The following is a 17,308-nucleotide window of genomic DNA, read 5'->3' as shown; positions in this document are numbered from 1 at the left end:
CGCCAATGGAGCGTTAAAGACCTCACGCGCCAGGCCGTCACCGCCGCGCTGCAGGACGCAGGCTGCGACGCCTCGCTCCTGCAAGCCGCCTATTTCTCCAATGCCACGCAGGGCCACACGGACGGCCAGCACATGGTACGCGGGCAATTGGCTTTGCGCGCTATGGGCGTACAGGGCATTCCGGTGGTTAACGTGGAAAACGCCTGCGCCAGCGCCAGCACGGCGCTGCACATGGCCGTGCAACATGTGCGCAGTGGCGCCGCCGATATCGTGCTCGCAGTGGGCGCCGAGAAGATGTGCATTGACGACAAGGCCCGCATGTTCGCCGCCTTCGACGGTGCCTGGGACGTGCATGACACCGAAGCCGGTAAAGAGCGCCTGCTGGCCATGGGCCACGGCATCGCACCGCCTCCGGGAAGCCAGTCGCCCCGCCCCTACAGCCTGTTCATGGACGTCTACGCCGCAATGGGCTGCATGCACATGCGTGAATTCGGCACCACGCAGCAGCAGTTCGCGGCGGTGGCCGCCAAGAACCATGGGCACTCCGCGCACAACCCGCTGGCGCAATACCGTGAAGCCATTAGCGTAGAGCAGGTGCTGGCCGCCCCGCCGATCAGCTACCCGCTCACGCTGCCCATGTGTTCACCAGTGAGTGACGGCGCGGCAGCGGCCATCGTTTGCAATGAATCGGGCCTCAAGTGCCTGCAAGGCGATGCCCGCCGTGCCGTGCGCGTGCTGGCCTGCGTGCTGCAGACCGGCAGCGAGCGCGCGTCGAACGACCTCGAAAACCACCTGGTGCGCAAGGCCGCCCACCGGCTCTACGAACAATCCGGCGTGTCGCCCCAAGACGTGGGGGTGGCCGAGGTGCACGACGCCACGGCCATTGGCGAAGTCTTGCAGTCCGAACTGCTGGGCCTAGTTCCCATGGGACACGGCGGCCCGGCGGCCGAACGCGGCGAGACGCGCCTGGGTGGACGCATCCCCATCAACCCCTCAGGAGGGCTCGAAAGCAAAGGCCACCCGATTGGTGCTACCGGGCTGGGCCAGGTGTTTGAGCTGGTGACGCAACTGCGCGGCGAGGCCGGGCCGCGCCAGGCACCGGGCGTGCGCATCGCGCTGGCAGAAAACGGCGGCGGGCTGGCGGGCGTCGAGGAAGCCGTGGCCTGCCTCACGCTGCTGGGCCGCTGAAAAGGAGGTGAAAGGTATGAGCCATTACCCCGACAACATCTTCCCCGGCATGGTCGCCAACCGAGCCGCAGAGTTTCCAGACTTCAAGGTGCTCACCATCGAAGGCGCCGGGGTGCGCCCCGACGAGGTGCGCACTTACCGCCAGCTTTGGGACAACGGACAGCGCATGGCGCAGGCCATGCTCGACCTGGGCATTGCCCCGGGCGAACGCGTGGCCCTGCTCATGGCCAACCACGCCGAGTTCGTCGAGGCCATGGTGGCCGCTGGCATCGTGGGCGCAGCCGTGGTGCCCATCGATCCACGCACCAAAGGCGACAAGCTGCACTTCATGCTGTCCAACAGCCAGTGCAGCGCAGCCATCGCCGCAGACTACGTCCTGCCCCGCCTGCAACCGCTGCGCGAACGACTGCCCGGCCTGCGCTGGGCGATGGCCTTTGCCACCGACGAGGGCGACCGGCCCCTGTCCGACTGGCAGGGCGTTGAGAACTTGGCGGCACGGGCTCCGGCCGATGTGCCCGACCTGCCCCTCCTGACCATCGACCCCGACAGCGCACTGGAGCTGATCTTTACCTCCGGCACCACAGGCGACCCCAAGGGCATCGTGATGACGCACCGGCGGTATTGCCAAACCGTGCGGCTCGGCCCAAGCCTTTTCGGGTACAGCACGGACGACGTGCTGTACTCGGGCCTGTCGCTCACGCACGCCAACGCGCAACTCGTCACGCTCGGGTCGGCACTGGCCTGTCGCCTGCGCTGTGTCCTTTCGCGGCGCTTTACCAAATCGCGCCTGTGGGACATCACGCGCCAGTACGGCGCGACCACGTTCACCTTGCTCGGCGGCATGACCACAGCGGTTTATACCGAACCCCGCAAACCCAACGATGCCGACAACCCGGTGCGCTTCGTTGTCTCCTCCGGCATGCCGGCTGCCATCTGGGGTGAGTTTTCCCAGCGCTTTGGTGTGCAGATCGTGGAGTTCTATGGCGCGGCCGAAGGCGGGATGACCTTCAATCACTTTGGCCAGGGGCCTTTGGGCAGTATTGGCAAACCTCCGCCCTCGCTGCAATATCGCATCGTGGATGAGGCCGGCAACGATGTCCCGCCTGGCCAGCAGGGCGAACTGCTCATGCGCCATGCCAACGGTGCGCCTTTCGTTGTTGAATATTTCGGCAACCCCCAGGCGTCGCAAAGCAAGTGCGCCGGAGGCTGGCTGCACATGGGCGATGTGGTGCATGCGGACCAAGATGGCTGGCTGTATTTCGACTATCGCCAGGGCAGCGGCATCCGTCGCAACGGCGAATTTATTGCCACCGCATACATCGAGAAGGCGATCGCTGAATCGGGCATGGTCGATGACGTGTACGTCTACGGCATAGCCAGCGCGCAGCTCGCACCAGGAGAAAAGGAAGTCGTCGCCGCCGTTGTCCCCAAGGATGCGGCGACTTTCAACGCGCAGCAACTCTTCGACGTGTGCCGGGAGCGCCTGGAGGCCGGCATGTTGCCGGGTTTCATCCAAGTGTTGGCCCAAATTCCCAAGACGGCATCCGAAAAGCCGCAGGACAGCTTCCTGATGGAGGCGTTCGAGCGCGAGCCGCAGAGCGTGCACCGGCGTATGGTGCGGGTTTAAGACTCGGGAGCTCCACCGCTGCAAGGTGGCGGAGATCCTTTCCGTATTGGGTCAACAGTGCAATCCTCGGCTTTGTATGGGTGGATAGCTCAGGCGGAAACCCGCGCCGCCGTAACCGTTGTCTGTTCGGGGTTGATCTTGTCGCCGCAAGGAACTATAAAAAGGACATGTCTACAACCCGCCAAGTTCTCGATGATCCAGTTCTATTGGGGCTGATTCTGACCGCCATAGCTATCAACCTTGTAGTGCTTGGTCTTAAATTGGAGCGACGGCGTGCACATCAGGTGACAGACTGATAGCGGTTGGGTGCAGAGGGTGCTGCTGGGTAATCCTTGACAAGCCCAGGTGCGATTCACCGCACAAATCGATACACTGCTCTACTATGGAAGTAGCACTGGTTATGCCTTCAACGCCTGTATTGATCTACGGGCTCTTTGTCTTGCTCTTCATTCTCATTGCAATCCCCGCGGGGCGAATGATTGATAAGGCCAACAAAGAAACCGACGATTCAATCAGGTTGTTGCTAAAGCGCCGTGACGAGCTACGTCAAATAACTTCAGATAGCGATTATTAATAGGCCGCGCTCAGGTGGTGGCAGCCTGCGCGCAACCCGGTGCCAGTCTTACTTTGAGCGCGTGCGCCAGGGCCCCATGGCGGGCGTGCGCGTTGTTCGCAAGCAGATCTTCGAGTAAGCGACTGGTAGTTTCCCGGTGAATGCGGTTGGGGGTTGGAGGGGGTCTATGGGCATCAGATGACAGGCGTCATGGGTGTTTCATCCGCAGGATCACTTCGCATCTGCCAAGCGTACAAAATCTGCCACGCATATGAGTTCGCTTCCGAGAATGGATCCGACGCGAATCACCAGATCGACAGGCGTGCCCGTGTACTCCGCTCTGTCCAAGGCGCTGGCATCTTCAAGCTTCGGCGGCCGGTCCGGCATTCGCAGAGTGCGAGCAGCCCGCAATTGGGAAGGCAAGCTTGTTCGGTTCAGAAGTTTTAAAGTGAACCCTCTGCGTTCCCGAAAAAGCTTGGCGCGCACGTGAAACAATTCACGACGCCACTCGTATCGAGGCAGCGTCGGAAGCTCCATCTGCCAAGGATCATCTTCGGAAAGATGGCCATTCCAGTGGCGGTGGCGTGCACTGACCAGCGCATTCAGTTGTTTTTTTGTCTTGGGGGCGAAAGCTCCATCCGATAAATCCAGAAATCCCGCTTGCATGCGCTGCGCGAGGGCAATGACAGCCTGCGTGTTGTGAACTGGCAATTCCTGCCATGCGTGCCGCAGGCGCTGCCGGTCTGCGAGCATGTTCTTTTCCCGTGCGCCGAGAGAGTTTTCTTCCGGTACGAAGTCCAGCAGTTGCTGGGGTCGCGGTGCAAGTTCAAGCACCAACACGATCAGAGGCTCCCCCGATTTTTTGTTGCGCAGGCAGTAGCGATAGGTCAGGGTGGTGTACAGCAGAAAGCGGTCTACCTCAACCAGCCTCTCAAGGTCTGAGATCACCGCTTGAGCTCGCTGTCGCAGCTGCATTTCATCAAAAAGGTCAGGCAATCCAGGAATCTCCAACTCCATTACTTTCATTGCCATGAATTGAGTCATTGATACTTGCTCCCTTCGAGGTCAGCAACACGTAGCCACGCCCACGCGGCCAGGAACGCGCAGTGCAGCCCGATGATTGAGTTCGCACTGCCATTTCTATTGCGTAGGGCCCCATCGGAACTTATGACCAGCCAGATGGGAGGGCGGCCATGGCGATGGGTATGGCGCACCTGAGCGAACGAAGCGCCCAGCTGAAATCGCACGGTCTCTTGTGCACGTGCAAGAGCGTCGCTGATCTCACTCTGCCGCTGGTCGGTCGATGACCAGTGCAGGGACATGAGACTGCGGTTGATGCCCGAGTCTGCGAGTAACCCCATGAAACTTTCCCACTCCGATCCAGGGCGCACGGCCAGATGTTGGTCGTCAACGGCACGCTCCCAGTAGCTGGTCGCTCGTTGCAACCGCAAGAATTCAATCTTTCCCATCACATCCGTCAGTTGAAGCCAGCGCCGCTGCGAGAGCCGGGCGAAGTCCGGGCGCATTCCCAGCAAGCGTCCTGATGATTCAAGCAGCGCTTGCATGCCATGGCTGAGGGCATCCAGCATTGAGGGCGTCCTCTTGCCGTGGCGTTCTGCAAAATCTCCGACGGCTTCAACAATCCGGACAACCTGCTGATGGGGCACCGCATGGCGCAGGCCAACTTGTTGCGTCGAGAGACCAGCTGCGATTTCGCGAAGTACTCCCACGACCTGGGCATATGTAAGCGCATGCGACTGCGGCGGCGGCAGCGGATTGGCCGGCACTGTCATTGCGATTGAATCGCTGATGGCAGAAAGAGGAATGCGCAGGGCTACGTCGGTCAGTGATGTTCGAAGAATTTCCGCAGTAAAGCCGCCGCGCCTGGTGGCGCGGCTTGCGCGTTGGCGCAGCGTCTCGGGCGCCACCCCCGTCCAGGCCGACGTTCCGACATAGTCCAGTGGCAGACGTTCGAGTGCTACGTCGATGGAATGCCTGAGACCAGGCTCGTAGATATGGCAGTAGTGCACGGCAGTTACATGCCCACCGATGTGGCCGACTTCGTTGGCCAATCGATCTAGTGGATTGACTTCATCGTCGTTCTCCTGCAGCAGTATTGCGGCCAGGCGTTGGCTGGCATAGCTGTGGCGAAAGGCATGCAGGCTGATGCTCTCGTCCCCGGTGACTGTTTTAAGCAGCTGATTCAGCCAGAAATACATCCTGCCAGAGTGCGCCAACTCCGTTGGCCGATCTGGTTGCCCAAACAGATAGTCTTCATGGGTGGCAAGTTCTGCCGCACGTCGCGCGAGCCAAGTCCTTACGATCGCCATCGCAGTGATGTCGCGGACCGTCACTCGGCGCCGGCCCTCACGTGACTTCTCTCGGCCGTCACGCAGCTCGCGTGCGATTTCCACCACCAGATGATCCCCTTCGTCAAGAACATTGCCAATGCGCAGCACCAAGAGTTCACCAATGCGCACGGGCGCATTGCCGACAATTTCCAGGGCGGCACCCAGCTGGGCCACAAAGCGGTCTGCTTGTGCATCGCCAGCTAGCCATTCCCGCAGCCGCTCCTTTTCGTGCGGCCAGACCAAGTTGGCACGGACGTTGGCTTCGACCTCGACTTGGAGTAGGCCGGTCGGAAGTGGCGGCACTTGCCACCAGGCACGCAGGAATTGGTGAAGTGCCTTCAGCGCTGCGATGCGGGCGGGACCCATGGTTGCGCTGCCGTTCACTAACTTGCGGAAAATTTCAGCGTAAGTTGTTTCGTTGATGCCATACAACCGAACTTCATTGAGAGCCACATGAAAATCATCGGCCAAAGCGTTCAGGTAGTCCGACGGTGTGGTGGACGCCAGATTTTTCTTGCGCTTGGTACCACGCTCGACGAGGTCCAGGGCAAACGCATGAAGGACGGCACATGCTTCGTCTGCATCGTCTAGGCTGGCGGCCAGTGAATGCAGCCGACGCAGGATCTCTTCACGCTTGCTGACATTTGATCCTTTGGTCGGCGGACGCAGTGCCGCAAGAAGTTGACGGATGAAAGTGGCGCCGCTGCGAACCGAGGCAGGACGCCCAAGAAGGGCGGCTTCAAAGGCGCGTTCGTACACCGGGTAAGAGGTCGTGCCCTGTGGCTCCGGATCGACTTCTTCGGGCAACAGCGCCCGCCTTGTTTGCGCCCGAGCCAGCGCGCTGCGCGGCGTGGCGCTTAAGGGATCTGCACCGCTCACATGGCCGTACAGAACTGGCGGCAGGTGATTCTGCAACCAACCCATGGCAGTTGTGAGGAGCTGTTCCCAGATTGTTTCTAGGGGTGAGACAACACCGCTTTTGAGGGCGCGGGCGCTCAACACGCCCATGAGATGTTCGCGGGCCAACCCATACGGTTGCCACTCCTGTACCCGAGCCAGTGCCAGAGTGGTCCAGACGCTCAGGTGGCGGGCGTCATGACGGGAGCCAATTTTCCAGTCCAACCGCACTGCAGTCTCGAATCTGCGGGCTTGCTGGCAGGCAGCGTATGCGGCTTGCAGTTCGGTGTCGCTGGCGATGCCATCAAATGCAATCAGGCATGCCAGTGTCAGGCCTGCCGGTTCTAGCTCTCGCACGCTCGAGGAGATCACCCAGGACTGAAAGTCCCCGAACTGATGGCTGATGTTGCCGAGATTTTGAGGTTGCAGGAAGTGCATGCGCCGGCTGAGGTCCGGGATGAAAAGCGCACGCTTGAATGAAGATCGGCGCGGTTTTGCCTGATTCATCATTACTCCCTTCGCAACCCAGCCAGGGCTTGGATGCCGACTTCCCGCATGACGACCAGTTGGGTTGCCTCGATGCGACCGAGCGCTTGATGAGGGACGCAGACCTGGGAGTTGGTGTTCCTTTCCAGGCCCACAACTCGATGGCGCATGAAGCTATCAATGTCCCGTGAGCTCAGCCCGCGCTCACGCAGCACGTTTTGCCAGAAGTGTCGGCCGACATTGGGTGGCACCCTGATGGACTCCGGCATCTCCCGCCAGGTGAAATGTGCGCCTGCTGCATGGACCGCCCCGCTGGGGCTGAGTGTCAGAAAAAGCGGACCCGTGCCCTCTACGGCAATACGCAGTCTTTGTGCGAGCAGGAGCCCGTGACGGTCATTAAGCCGTTGCAGACGTTGCACCAGAGCCCTGGCGTGTGCAGCATAGAGGCAAATCTGCTCCCTGACCTGCGCGTTGAGCAGGGCAGGCTGAGCCATGAGTACATCCCCACCCTGCTTGTCGTGCACCACGATTTGATCCTGCCCATATAACAACTCCTCTGCCAGCAGGCGATAACACTGAACTTCGCGTAGTCCAGCGCAAAAGCTGATCAGCGCAGCTGAGTAACGGGTGAAATGAATATGGTGTTCAAGTAGGCGGAGCGCATGTGCGTTTCGTCCTGGCAGAGAAGCTGTGACAGCCTCAGCCAGTGCGGAAAACAAATGCTTGACTCCATCGAGATGCAGGGAGGCGCGCGAGCCGAGAGGTGGCAGTTGTTCAGCCTCCATGGTTGACATACCCCAGCCCATGCCTCCATAGAGCCTCGTGCAGCCAGTGTGAATCTCCCGGCCCGTCAGACGGGCGTAGTACATACGTGCCGAACCGATCAGGGAAAAGTCTGTGGTTAAGCAGGCGGACACAAGCCGGTCGTTGCCTAGGGCCAGTGAGATGGCGCCGGTGGACTTGCTAGCACGGGCCAGGGAGGCGTGGAGCTTGCAGGACTCGTGTGGAATCAGCGAGTTTCGTGGATCTACCCGCACCCAGTCCACCAAGTCCCCGAGTAGCACCGCTTGCGGATAGATTTGGCTGCGCCGCTGTATCTCCTCTGCCAGAAAGACGGGTAGAGGCAGAACCACGATATCGCCGCTGACTTTAAAAAGGTGTGCAGTCGCCATTGGCGGCTGGGCCCGGTGTGGAAACAGGGTACGCAGATTGAGTAGCAGGCACCCCGTCCGGACGCAGATGCCGAGGATGTTGAATGGTCGGTACCCCGTCACCAATGGCAGGCTTAGCACTAGCAACGGCGGCAAGTTCACAAGCAGCTCCAGTGACTGTATGACTGCGGCACCATCTTTTGCTTCGACCCGTGTGCGCAGCATCGTCGCAGCACGTCGGTAATGCGCGAGAGGGAGGTGACTGTCGTCAATAGCCGCTTGGCGGTGTTTGGGGTTCGGGTAATCAAGACGCCAGCGCAACCTGGCGAGCAAATCCAGTATTGGAGGCCTTGCCGCTGGTCCCCAGCGCCTGCGCGATCCAGGCACGGTCTATCAACGCGCTGAGCTGCTCGAGGCGATCAGGTACTCGGGGCAGGGTCTCGCGCAAGGCGTTTGCAAGCAGGCTCATCAAGCAAAAAAGGGAACGTGTTGAACACGCTCCCTTTTACTGGATCAAGCCGCCTGCGGGCTTAACTGACTGGCATTGTGCACACGTGCAGGCTTTTTTGTTTTGGATAGCCATTTCAGCTCAGGCCGATTAGTTGCTGACATCGCTTCTGCATACCCCGCGGTGCTCGATCAATCCTTTGCAGATTTGACTTGGCGATCCAGCTTCGCAGCAAATTGGAATGTCATTCGCGTGACGTAGGAAAGACAATGGGTTGCGTATTTTTCAGCGTTTTTCCCTCTGCGGTTCTGGCTTTGCACCGCCCGAGGTTCGCTGTAGACATCACTAACTTTGGACAATCTGTTTGAATAACCGGCCTTGCGACGCGCGATTTATTCGGCTCACAAGTGAGTTCCGCATAGGTCAAACGCGGTTGCTTGCGCAGCGGTGGCCCCAAACGAACCGCTCAGCACTACCCAGCTCGTCGCAAAGCTGGCTGACGTAGCGCAAGCCTGCAGCGCAGTAGCGCGTTTGGCGTAGATGGGGCACTTACCCCGCCGTTTAATCTATACGGCGATAGCGACCTTCCCGAATTTCGGTGAAGTAGACCTTCCGTATGGTGTCGCCATTGGAATCAAAGACGATTTCCTGCTGAAGGCCTTGGTACGGACCACTGCGCGCTACGGCAGCTTTCACGGGCTCCCCCGGTTTTCGGTTTTTCAAGGCTGTGAGTACAACGGTGGCGGCATCGTAGGTCGAAACGGAGCTGTATCCTGGGTTGCGTTGGAACCGTTTGAAGTAAGCGTCGCTGAATTCTTTGAATCGAGGTGATGCGTCGTCGCGGTCGTAGTTCTGTACGATCAACAGGCCCTCGACTACTTCTCCACCCAGGTCGATCAATTGCTCGGTGGCTGCCCATTCGGACGCAGCGATGGGAAGCTTGGGAGCTAGCTTGCGAGCGGCCTGCGCCAAACGCGCAACGTCCAGAGCCCCAGAGATAAAAAGTAGGCCGTCGGGTTTGCTTTGCAGCATCTTGGTCACCACGCCTTCAAAGTCAGCGTCCTTGCTTGACTCGTAGGAAACCTCGGCAGCGACTGAGGCTCCCAGACCTTCCACAGCTGTTCGGAATTCATCCAGCCATGATTGGGTGAAGGAGCGGTTGCGAAGGTCGTAGGCCACCGCAATGCGCTTTTGGCCTCGGCTGTACATCACCTTTGCATAGTCCCCAGCGTTGTCACGCGTGGTGCGGTTGATGCGATACAGGTTGTCATCCTTTCCCTGGAACTCCATCGCGGTGATCGTTGGGCTGATTTGAAAGATGCCTGCTTGTCCGGTGATAGGTACGATCACTGCCGCCATGCCGCTGGTAAACGGGCCCACCACAGCCTCTACTTTGGCGGTAACCAGTTGGTTGGCGGAAGCCTGCGCGGTTTCTTTGCTTTGCGCATCGTCTTTGGCCATGATCTCGACCAATCGTCCGTTGGCCCCTCCCGCCCTGTTGAATTGCTCTACTGCTAGAGTCAATCCGTTCAGTCCGGATTGCCCGTTATCCGAGTTAGGCCCCGAAAGGCCCCCGATGAAACCAATGCGGATAGGTTCGACAGGTTTTTCAGAGCAGGCGGCCAGCACCGCTGTAATCGCAATCAAGAAAGCGGAAACTTTTTTCATGGGCAACCCGATATGTAACAAAATACTTCTACGATAACGCTTTCGTGCTTGCACGAGTCGGTTTGGCCATGAAAAAACTGGATGATCTGTCGGTCTTAGTGCCAGAAAATGAGGACATCATTGGCCGGGGGCACCCACGTCGGTTCGACTGGCGCGGAGCGTGGAACCGCTCCCTGCGGTTCAGGCTGCTGGCTTTGGGAATGATGCCGCTGCTGATGGCATTTCCACTGGTCATGGCAGCACTGAGTATTTTGGGTGGTGATCGGGCCGAAGAGATGCTCTTGGCCAACCTGCGGGGGCAGTTGGGCGCGAGCAGCACCTATCTGGAGCAGACGCGGCGACAAACCGGCCAGCAGCTGGGTCAGCTGGTACGTAGCGAGCGCATACGCACACTCCTCAGCAGCAACAGCGATCCTAAAAATGTGCAGCGTGTGCTGGCTGAGGTGGCTGACAGCAATAATCTGGATTACCTGCTGATCATTGAGGAAAACGGCAGGATAGTTGCAAGCAACTCGGGCCACTCTGCTGGCATGGTGCTGCCTCCGGACCATGTGGTTGAGCAGGCTCGGGAGGGCGTCGTCACTTCTGCCTTCGAGCGATTCGAGCCCAGTGTGCTGGAACTGCTGGGCAAAAATCTGCAGAGTCAGGCGATTGTGTCATTGCCAGAGGGTGGCAACCATTCGGCAGAGCGCAGAGGTCTGGCCATACATGCGGCTGCGCACTTTCCTTTGGCGGTAGACGGTCCCAATGCCATGTTGGTAGGCGGTATTTTGCTCAATCGCAATGCGCCCTTGATCGAGCACATGCGAGAGCTTGTCTACCCGGTTGGTACCCTGCCTGACAACACGGAGGGCTTGGTTTTGCTGACGGTGGATGACACCATCATTTCTCTGAGCAGACAACGACGTGAGGGCGGCCGCTTCACAGGTGGACATCTGACTGTGGAGCCCGCTATGGAATTGGCGAAGGGTGAGAAGCAGTGGATGGGACGAACGAGGTTCGGTGATGCCACCTACATGATGGGCATCGATGCAATCCGTGACATTCACGAGGGAGAGATCCTGGGCGCAGTGGGGGTGGCGTTTCCCTACGCCCCCTACGAAAGGGCTATCCGGCTGCTGCTGAGTGCCGTTGGCGGCGTACTGGCTGTAACCATGCTGGTGGTGTCTGTCTCCTATTTGGCCGCTGGCAGGGAGATCACCGGGCGTCTTCAGGCGATTGGTCAAGCCATGTCGCGCGTGCGGCAGGGCGACCGCAGCGCTCGCGTCGCTGGTGGGCACCGCTGGGACGAGTTGGAGAAGCTGGCTCGCCACTTCAATGGGTTGTTGGACACGATTGTCCAGCAAGATGCCAGCCAGAAGGTGGCTCAAAAAACCATCGCCGATGAAGCCTCACGCCGTCGGGCGCTGTTCGAGCACGAGCGCGATGGCGTGGTCATTCTCAATGAAGACGGCTCTGTATTTGAGGCCAACCCGAGTGCAGCCCGGATGCTGGGCTACTCAACTGATGAGTTGCGAGGCATGCACGCGTCAGCCTGGGATGCCAAATTCAGTGCTGCCGAGATTGCTGACAACATCCGTACGACGCGCAATGAGGGTGAATTGCTGGAGACCGTGCACCGGCGCAAAGATGGCACCACCTACGCAGCAGAAATCACTACCAGCAAGGTGCGGTGGGGTGATCGCACCTTCATCCTGACCAGCCAGCGAGACATTTCTGAGCGCAAAGCCGTAGAGGCTGAGTTGGGTCGTTACCGCATCAATCTGGAGCAGTTGGTCGAGCAGCGCACTCGCGAGCTGAACGACCGTACCGCCCAGTTGGACACCATTTTTGCGCTGAGCCCTGATGGCATGGTGTCTTTTGACCGCCAAGGCCATGTGGCTTCTGTGAATCAGGCGTTCCTGCACCTGACGAAGCTGGACAGTGGCAAGGTTCAAGGCTTGGATGAGCAGGCTTTTGAGGAGGTGTTACGGGCACTATGTCGTGAGCCCCTGTCCTTCTCAGGATTCGAGGGTCTCCGCCAAGGGGGCGGTTCGGGGTCCGAAGGCCCGAGGCCGCTGCTGGAAATGGCGGGGCCAGGTGGGCGTGTGCTTGAACTGCGTCTGAAGTCCTCCGAATCGGCGTTTGTTTCGCAGGTTCTCTACATCCGCGATATCACGCATGAGACGGAAGTCGACCGCATGAAGAGTGAGTTTCTGACCACTGCAGCCCATGAACTGCGCACCCCGATGGCCAGTATCTACGGCTTCTCCGAACTGCTTTTGCTGCGCAAGTTTTCGGACGGAAAGCGGCAAGAGCTGCTGGAAACCATTGCCAGGCAGGCGACTCGCATGTCCACCATCATCAATGAGCTGCTGGACCTGGCACGCATCGAGGCACGGCAGGGCCAGGATTTTGTGATGGAGACAGTGCCGTTGCAGGACATTGTGCGCCTGGTGGCTGACGACTACAGCCCACCGACAGGGCGTGCTCGGCCCGTCCTGTCTGACTGCGAGGTGCCGGTGTATGTGAAAGCTGACCGTGGCAAGCTGCAACAGGCCATCCTGAATGTGCTGTCGAACGCTTACAAATACTCCCCTGATGGCGGGGACGTGGTCATTGAGTGCCAGCTTCAAGACGATCGCCGGTACGTGGCCATCACCATTCGCGACCAGGGCATGGGCATGTCGCCAGAGCAGTTGCAGCGGGTCTTTGAGCGCTTTTACCGTGCCGATGCCTCAGGTCACATTCCGGGGACGGGGCTGGGCATGAGCATCGTCAAGGAAATCATCGAGATCATGGGCGGCAAGGTCAGCGTGAACAGTGCACCTGCCGTGGGCACCGCTGTCACGATCCTTCTGCCTGTGGTCGCTGTTGCCGAGGCGTAGTGCAAGATCAATCAGTTGGGCCTTGACCAAACAGATCGGAGCGTGCCGATTCCGTGATCGCCACCACGCAGGGGTGGCTGATGCGCCGCTCCACTGAAATGGCAAAGAATTCTTCAACCAGCTCGCTGGATCGACCAATGACTTCCACCCCAAACTGGGCTTGGGTCTCTTGCTCCAGAACGGTGGGTGACGTGAAGATACCCCGGCCTTCCCGCCCGAAGGCGTTCATCAGAGCGCTGTCGTCGAACTCCCCCACGATGCGAGGCTGCAGGTGGTGTTTGTTGAGCCAGTGGTCGAGTTGCTGGCGCACCGAAGACTGCGGCCCTTGAATGAGCATGGGCGCCCCGTGAAGGCACTGGGGAAAGGCGCCCTGCAATTCTTTTTTGAGAGACGGCGCGCAGAAAAAGCTCATGCTCGATGAGCCCAAGGCGTGGTTGAACGCGCGCACGCCGATTTTCTTGGAGGCTGGTTCATCGGCCAGCAGCAGATCGAGCCGGTGGATACTGAGTTGCGCCAGCAGTTCGGGGAATTTGCCCTCGTGGCATATCATGTGCACCTGTTCGTGCATCCCCAGCGCGGGCTCCAGCAAATGGTAAGCCACCGATTTGGCGACCGAGTCAGCCACACCCACCTTGAATTCCAGCGGTTTTGCCTGTCCTCTGGGTAGTCGGATGGATTTTTCAAGCTCATCACTCAGCGCAAAGATCTGCTCTGCGTACCCCAAGGCGATGCGGCCCTCGTTCGTCAATTCCAGCTCGCGTCCGCGTTTGCGAAACAGTTCATGGCCCAGCCATTCCTCCAGCTGGTTGATCTGTCCCGACAAAGTTTGGGGTGTGGTGTGCAATTGCTCACCGGCGCGCATCACGCCGCCCGCCTTGGCTGCGGCCCAGAAGTAGCGCAGATGTTTGAAGTTCATGGTGGCAAATTATTCGCAAAAAACGACGTATTGTGTTGAATAAAACGAATAGACGCGAAGTGTTTATTTCTCTAGAGTACAGGGCTGGCAAGGACAACACGCCTTGTCTGCGGTATCGCACATTCGTGTTCAGAAGGAGTTGCCATGCGTATTACGACCCGAGGAAAAGTCGCTGTATCGGCCATGACGGACCTGGCCCTGCATCAGAGGATGAAGCCGGTGTCGCTGACGACCATCAGCCAGCGCCAAGGCACATCACTTTCTTACTTGGAACAGTTGTTCAGCGCACTGCGTCGCGCAGGGCTGGTGGAGAGCACGCGTGGGCCTGGAGGCGGCTACACGCTGGCCCGCAAGCCCGAGCAAATCGCTGTGGCGGAAATCATCCTGGCGGTGGAGAACATGGAGGTGGATGACTACCAGCCCCTCACGCCGCCCCAGGTGGCTCAGCTCAAGGCCATGACGGGTGAGCTGTGGGTGTCGTTCAATGCCCGGGTGCTGGACTATTTGAAGTCCGTTTCGCTGCGCGACCTCATGACGCAGGCGCAAGCCCAGGGTGTGGTTGCCGCGCCCGAGCAGTCGGCTGCTGCACCGCGCAAGGCGCTGGGGGTGGTGCCTGTGAAGCGCCCATTGATGTCGCGCCTGCAAATTCCCAATTCGGTATTTGCATTGGGCTCGATGCCGCTGGCCCCCCGGCGCTGAGTTTTCGTCTTTGGACAGTTTCCGGGGGATTGATCCCCTGCGGTGAGCCGCATCTGACCTGCAGACCGCAATGCACAGCCAACGCTGATTCGGCGCTGGCTGCGCATGTGCATCAGCTCAAGGACGGATCCGCCGCCATGTTGTCGAACTTCTTGAAGTACTGACGAGCCATCGCCACCAACTGCGCATCGGTAGGGTGGTCGGCCGCCACGGAATCCACCACAGCGGCAGCGACCGCTGCGTTGTGCTTGCTGCACCAGTCGCGGAACTGGTTGCGAGCCAGGCCGGGGCCGCACAGCAGGACTTCATGGGTGCCTTGCAGTGCTTTGGCGGTGTCAGCAAAGAACGCGCTGGTGTCGTCGTTCTTGCCCTGGTGCTTGTGGTGGCTGCGCGATTTGACGCGCTGGGCTTCCATGTGTTCGCGGTCAAACATCACCACGTGGGCTTCGGAATGGTCCATCCAGACAACGGCGTGAAAAGTGCTCATGGGTCAACTTTCTTGAAGTGAAAAACATCCGCCCGCGTGGGGCAGTTCTTGGAACCGTGGGTTATTTGGCGGGGCGGGCGTGGCGTTCTGCGGCCTCTTGGCAGGGCAGGCAGCGTGCAACCTCGGGGGTTGCCTGCAAGCGGGCCGGCGCAATGTCCTGGCCGCAGTCTGTGCACTCGCCGTAGGTGCCGGCATCCATGCGTTCGAGTGCCGACGCGATGGCGTTGAGCTGTGCCGACTCGTGCTCTTCTATTGCAAATTCGAGGGAGCGTTCGCTGGCTACCTGGGCGCGGGAATCCTCCGCGTGGCCGAAATGTTCGGCAGCAGCCTCGACCCGGCCCACGTTGCCGCCGCGCTGTTGCGCAATCTGGGCGAGGATGCCGGCTTTGTGATCCAGCAGCTGCTGGCGTAGCGATGCGACCTGGGTCTTGTCCATGCGGTCAACTCCTGCAAAGTGATTGAACATCTTTATGGTGCGCCTGCTAGGTGATCGGCGTGTTGACGCAAGTCAATTTGCTGGCGCGTCCCAGCGACCGCCGCCAGCGGACCTGGAATGGCCGCTGACTTGGGAGCCGAGTGCTTATTTGCGCCGCGCGAGCATCTCCGCCGTGCTGGTTTTGCGGTCGGCATTGATGCGCTGTACATGCGGACGTTCTGCCATGCGGGCCAGGTAGTCGCGCACGGGCAGCTCTGCCAGGTAGTCCCGGCCATAGATGGCCTTGGTGGCTGAGCTGACCAGGGGCAGGTGCACGATGGCGGCGCAGTCGGCCATGCTGAAGCTGTCGCCCGCCACGTAGGGGGCAAAAGACGCCAGCTTGGCAAAGGCCGCGATGTTCTTCTCCAGTTGAATGCCCACTTTCTCCCGTGCGGCTTCACTCACCGTGCCACCAAAAAAGGCTTGGGGGTAGAGGTTGCGGGCGACCAGTTCCAGATGCAACTCCATGAAGGTGATCAGTTCGCGCACTTTGGCGGCCGCGAACGCCTGGGCGGGGACGAGGGCTGGTGTGGGGTAGGCGGCCTCGATGTAGTCAGCAATCACCGCGGATTCGCACAGCGGGCCTTCGGGGGTGAGCAGATAGGGCACCTTGCCCAAGGGTGAAGCTGTCAGATCGGTCTGGCCCACCCAGGCAAGCTGCTCCTGAAAGGGCACGCCTTTTTCAAACAGCGCAAGCTTGACCTTGTTGTAGTAATTGCTGGCAGAAAAGCCGCAGAGCGTCAGCATGGGGTGGTCTCCTGAAGGTTGTAAAAAAATGGGGCGCGAGTGTTTCCACATCCTAGAAGCCCGTGCGCAAAGCGGGCGTCGCGGAGTTGACCTGGGTCATGAAGCGAAAAGGTCTATCCCGCCCTGCGCAGGGGGCGCCTACAATTCCGCGACATGCCACCCGTGCCCCTGCAAACCCTTCGCAGCCTTCGATGGCTCGCCCGCCTCGTGTTGGCGTGGTTTGTGTTGTCGATAGGGGTTGCCGTGGCGTCGCCCTTGGTCCAGCCCAAGCCGGTGGAGTTGATCTGCCTGGGCTCGGGGGCCGTCAAGCTGGTGGTCAAGACAGACGATGGCGCACAAGACATGCCCAGCCACACGCTGGACTGCCCGTTGTGCGTACACGTAGGCGCACCGCCGCCGATACTGCAGGTCCGGCTGCCAGAGGTGCATCCACTGGCGCACGCCCTGCTTCCCATCCCCGCTGCGCACATTGCGGCCCGCACGGCGGCGCCGCTGCCGCCACGCGGCCCTCCGGTCATTTCTTGATTTGCTATTGATTTAATAGCTGCTGGCGCTTGCCTATAAAGCGCTAGAGGCCTATTTGGCTCAATAGCAAAGGCGCTGTCTGCTTTGGCTGCAGATGCATGGCGCTGGGTTGGCCCCGCTGGTTCGCGCCCCCGGCGTTACCAGCACCTGCGCTGTCTTTGCTGCTCCAGCGCTCCACCCCCTGTTCCTCGTCCTGCGTGTTGGGCACAGACCAAAGCCTAGG

Annotated in this window: 12 protein-coding genes and 1 pseudogene; 5 read left to right on the top strand and 8 right to left on the bottom strand. The window is 59.9% G+C overall.

Annotated elements, in window-relative coordinates; all coding sequences use genetic code 11:
* Positions 1 to 9: 9 nt before the first annotated feature.
* Both AADJ04_RS03605 and AADJ04_RS03600 read left to right on the top strand, forming a co-directional pair.
* Positions 10 to 1,188, top strand: a pseudogene (locus AADJ04_RS03605) (thiolase family protein); the annotation flags it as partial.
* Between the two features lie 16 nt (positions 1,189 to 1,204).
* A complete protein-coding gene (locus AADJ04_RS03600) occupies positions 1,205 to 2,815 on the top strand; it encodes an AMP-binding protein (RefSeq protein WP_341238773.1) in 1,611 nt (536 codons plus the stop codon).
* A gap of 784 nt (positions 2,816 to 3,599) precedes the next feature.
* Here the strand turns inward: AADJ04_RS03600 and AADJ04_RS03595 are convergent.
* The 4 genes from AADJ04_RS03595 to AADJ04_RS03580 all read right to left on the bottom strand — a co-directional run bounded on the left by AADJ04_RS03595 (position 3,600) and on the right by AADJ04_RS03580 (position 10,369).
* On the bottom strand, positions 3,600 to 4,412 hold the full coding sequence (locus tag AADJ04_RS03595; RefSeq protein WP_341238772.1) for a hypothetical protein: 813 nt from the start codon (positions 4,410 to 4,412) through the stop codon (positions 3,600 to 3,602).
* A complete protein-coding gene (locus AADJ04_RS03590) occupies positions 4,409 to 7,123 on the bottom strand; it encodes a tyrosine-type recombinase/integrase (RefSeq protein ID WP_341238771.1) in 2,715 nt (904 codons plus the stop codon). The genes AADJ04_RS03595 and AADJ04_RS03590 overlap by 4 nt, the downstream gene beginning before the upstream one ends.
* Before the next feature lie 2 nt (positions 7,124 to 7,125).
* On the bottom strand, positions 7,126 to 8,478 hold the full coding sequence (locus AADJ04_RS03585) for a hypothetical protein (protein ID WP_341238770.1): 1,353 nt from the start codon (positions 8,476 to 8,478) through the stop codon (positions 7,126 to 7,128).
* 784 nt (positions 8,479 to 9,262) lie between these two features.
* Positions 9,263 to 10,369, bottom strand: coding sequence for an ABC transporter substrate-binding protein (locus tag AADJ04_RS03580; protein WP_207375520.1), 1,107 nt, complete (start codon positions 10,367 to 10,369; stop codon positions 9,263 to 9,265).
* A gap of 68 nt (positions 10,370 to 10,437) precedes the next feature.
* On the opposite strand from AADJ04_RS03580, the gene AADJ04_RS03575 reads away from it, so the two are divergent.
* Positions 10,438 to 13,236, top strand: coding sequence for an ATP-binding protein (locus tag AADJ04_RS03575; protein ID WP_341238769.1), 2,799 nt, complete (start codon positions 10,438 to 10,440; stop codon positions 13,234 to 13,236).
* A 7-nt stretch (positions 13,237 to 13,243) separates the two neighbouring features.
* On the opposite strand, the gene nhaR is transcribed toward AADJ04_RS03575, so the two are convergent.
* Positions 13,244 to 14,152, bottom strand: coding sequence for a transcriptional activator NhaR (gene nhaR, locus AADJ04_RS03570; protein WP_341238768.1), 909 nt, complete (start codon positions 14,150 to 14,152; stop codon positions 13,244 to 13,246).
* A 144-nt stretch (positions 14,153 to 14,296) separates the two neighbouring features.
* On the opposite strand from nhaR, the gene AADJ04_RS03565 reads away from it, so the two are divergent.
* A complete protein-coding gene (locus AADJ04_RS03565) occupies positions 14,297 to 14,851 on the top strand; it encodes an Rrf2 family transcriptional regulator (RefSeq protein WP_044397844.1) in 555 nt (184 codons plus the stop codon).
* Between the two features lie 112 nt (positions 14,852 to 14,963).
* Here AADJ04_RS03565 and AADJ04_RS03560 read toward each other — a convergent pair whose 3' ends face one another.
* From AADJ04_RS03560 to AADJ04_RS03550, 3 genes are all read right to left on the bottom strand, one after another.
* The gene (locus AADJ04_RS03560; RefSeq protein ID WP_198847131.1) at positions 14,964 to 15,338 is read right to left on the bottom strand and encodes a hypothetical protein; all 375 of its coding nucleotides are present in this window, start codon (positions 15,336 to 15,338) and stop codon (positions 14,964 to 14,966) included.
* Between the two features lie 61 nt (positions 15,339 to 15,399).
* A complete protein-coding gene (locus AADJ04_RS03555; RefSeq protein WP_142083255.1) occupies positions 15,400 to 15,774 on the bottom strand; it encodes a TraR/DksA family transcriptional regulator in 375 nt (124 codons plus the stop codon).
* Positions 15,775 to 15,918: 144 nt separating this feature from the next.
* Positions 15,919 to 16,560 (bottom strand): glutathione S-transferase, encoded by a 642-nt coding sequence (locus AADJ04_RS03550; protein WP_198847132.1) that lies wholly within the window; start codon positions 16,558 to 16,560, stop codon positions 15,919 to 15,921.
* A 153-nt stretch (positions 16,561 to 16,713) separates the two neighbouring features.
* On the opposite strand from AADJ04_RS03550, the gene AADJ04_RS03545 reads away from it, so the two are divergent.
* Complete coding sequence (locus AADJ04_RS03545) at positions 16,714 to 17,085, top strand: DUF2946 family protein (protein WP_341238767.1); 372 nt, start codon at positions 16,714 to 16,716, stop codon at positions 17,083 to 17,085.
* The last annotated feature ends 223 nt before the right edge of the window (positions 17,086 to 17,308 follow it).

The sequence above is a fragment of the uncultured Acidovorax sp. genome, from assembly GCF_964021665.1.
Lineage (GTDB): Bacteria > Pseudomonadota > Gammaproteobacteria > Burkholderiales > Burkholderiaceae_C > Acidovorax > Acidovorax temperans.
Note: the sequence above shows the minus strand (reverse complement) of the source record. Positions and strands in the feature narration are given on the sequence as shown.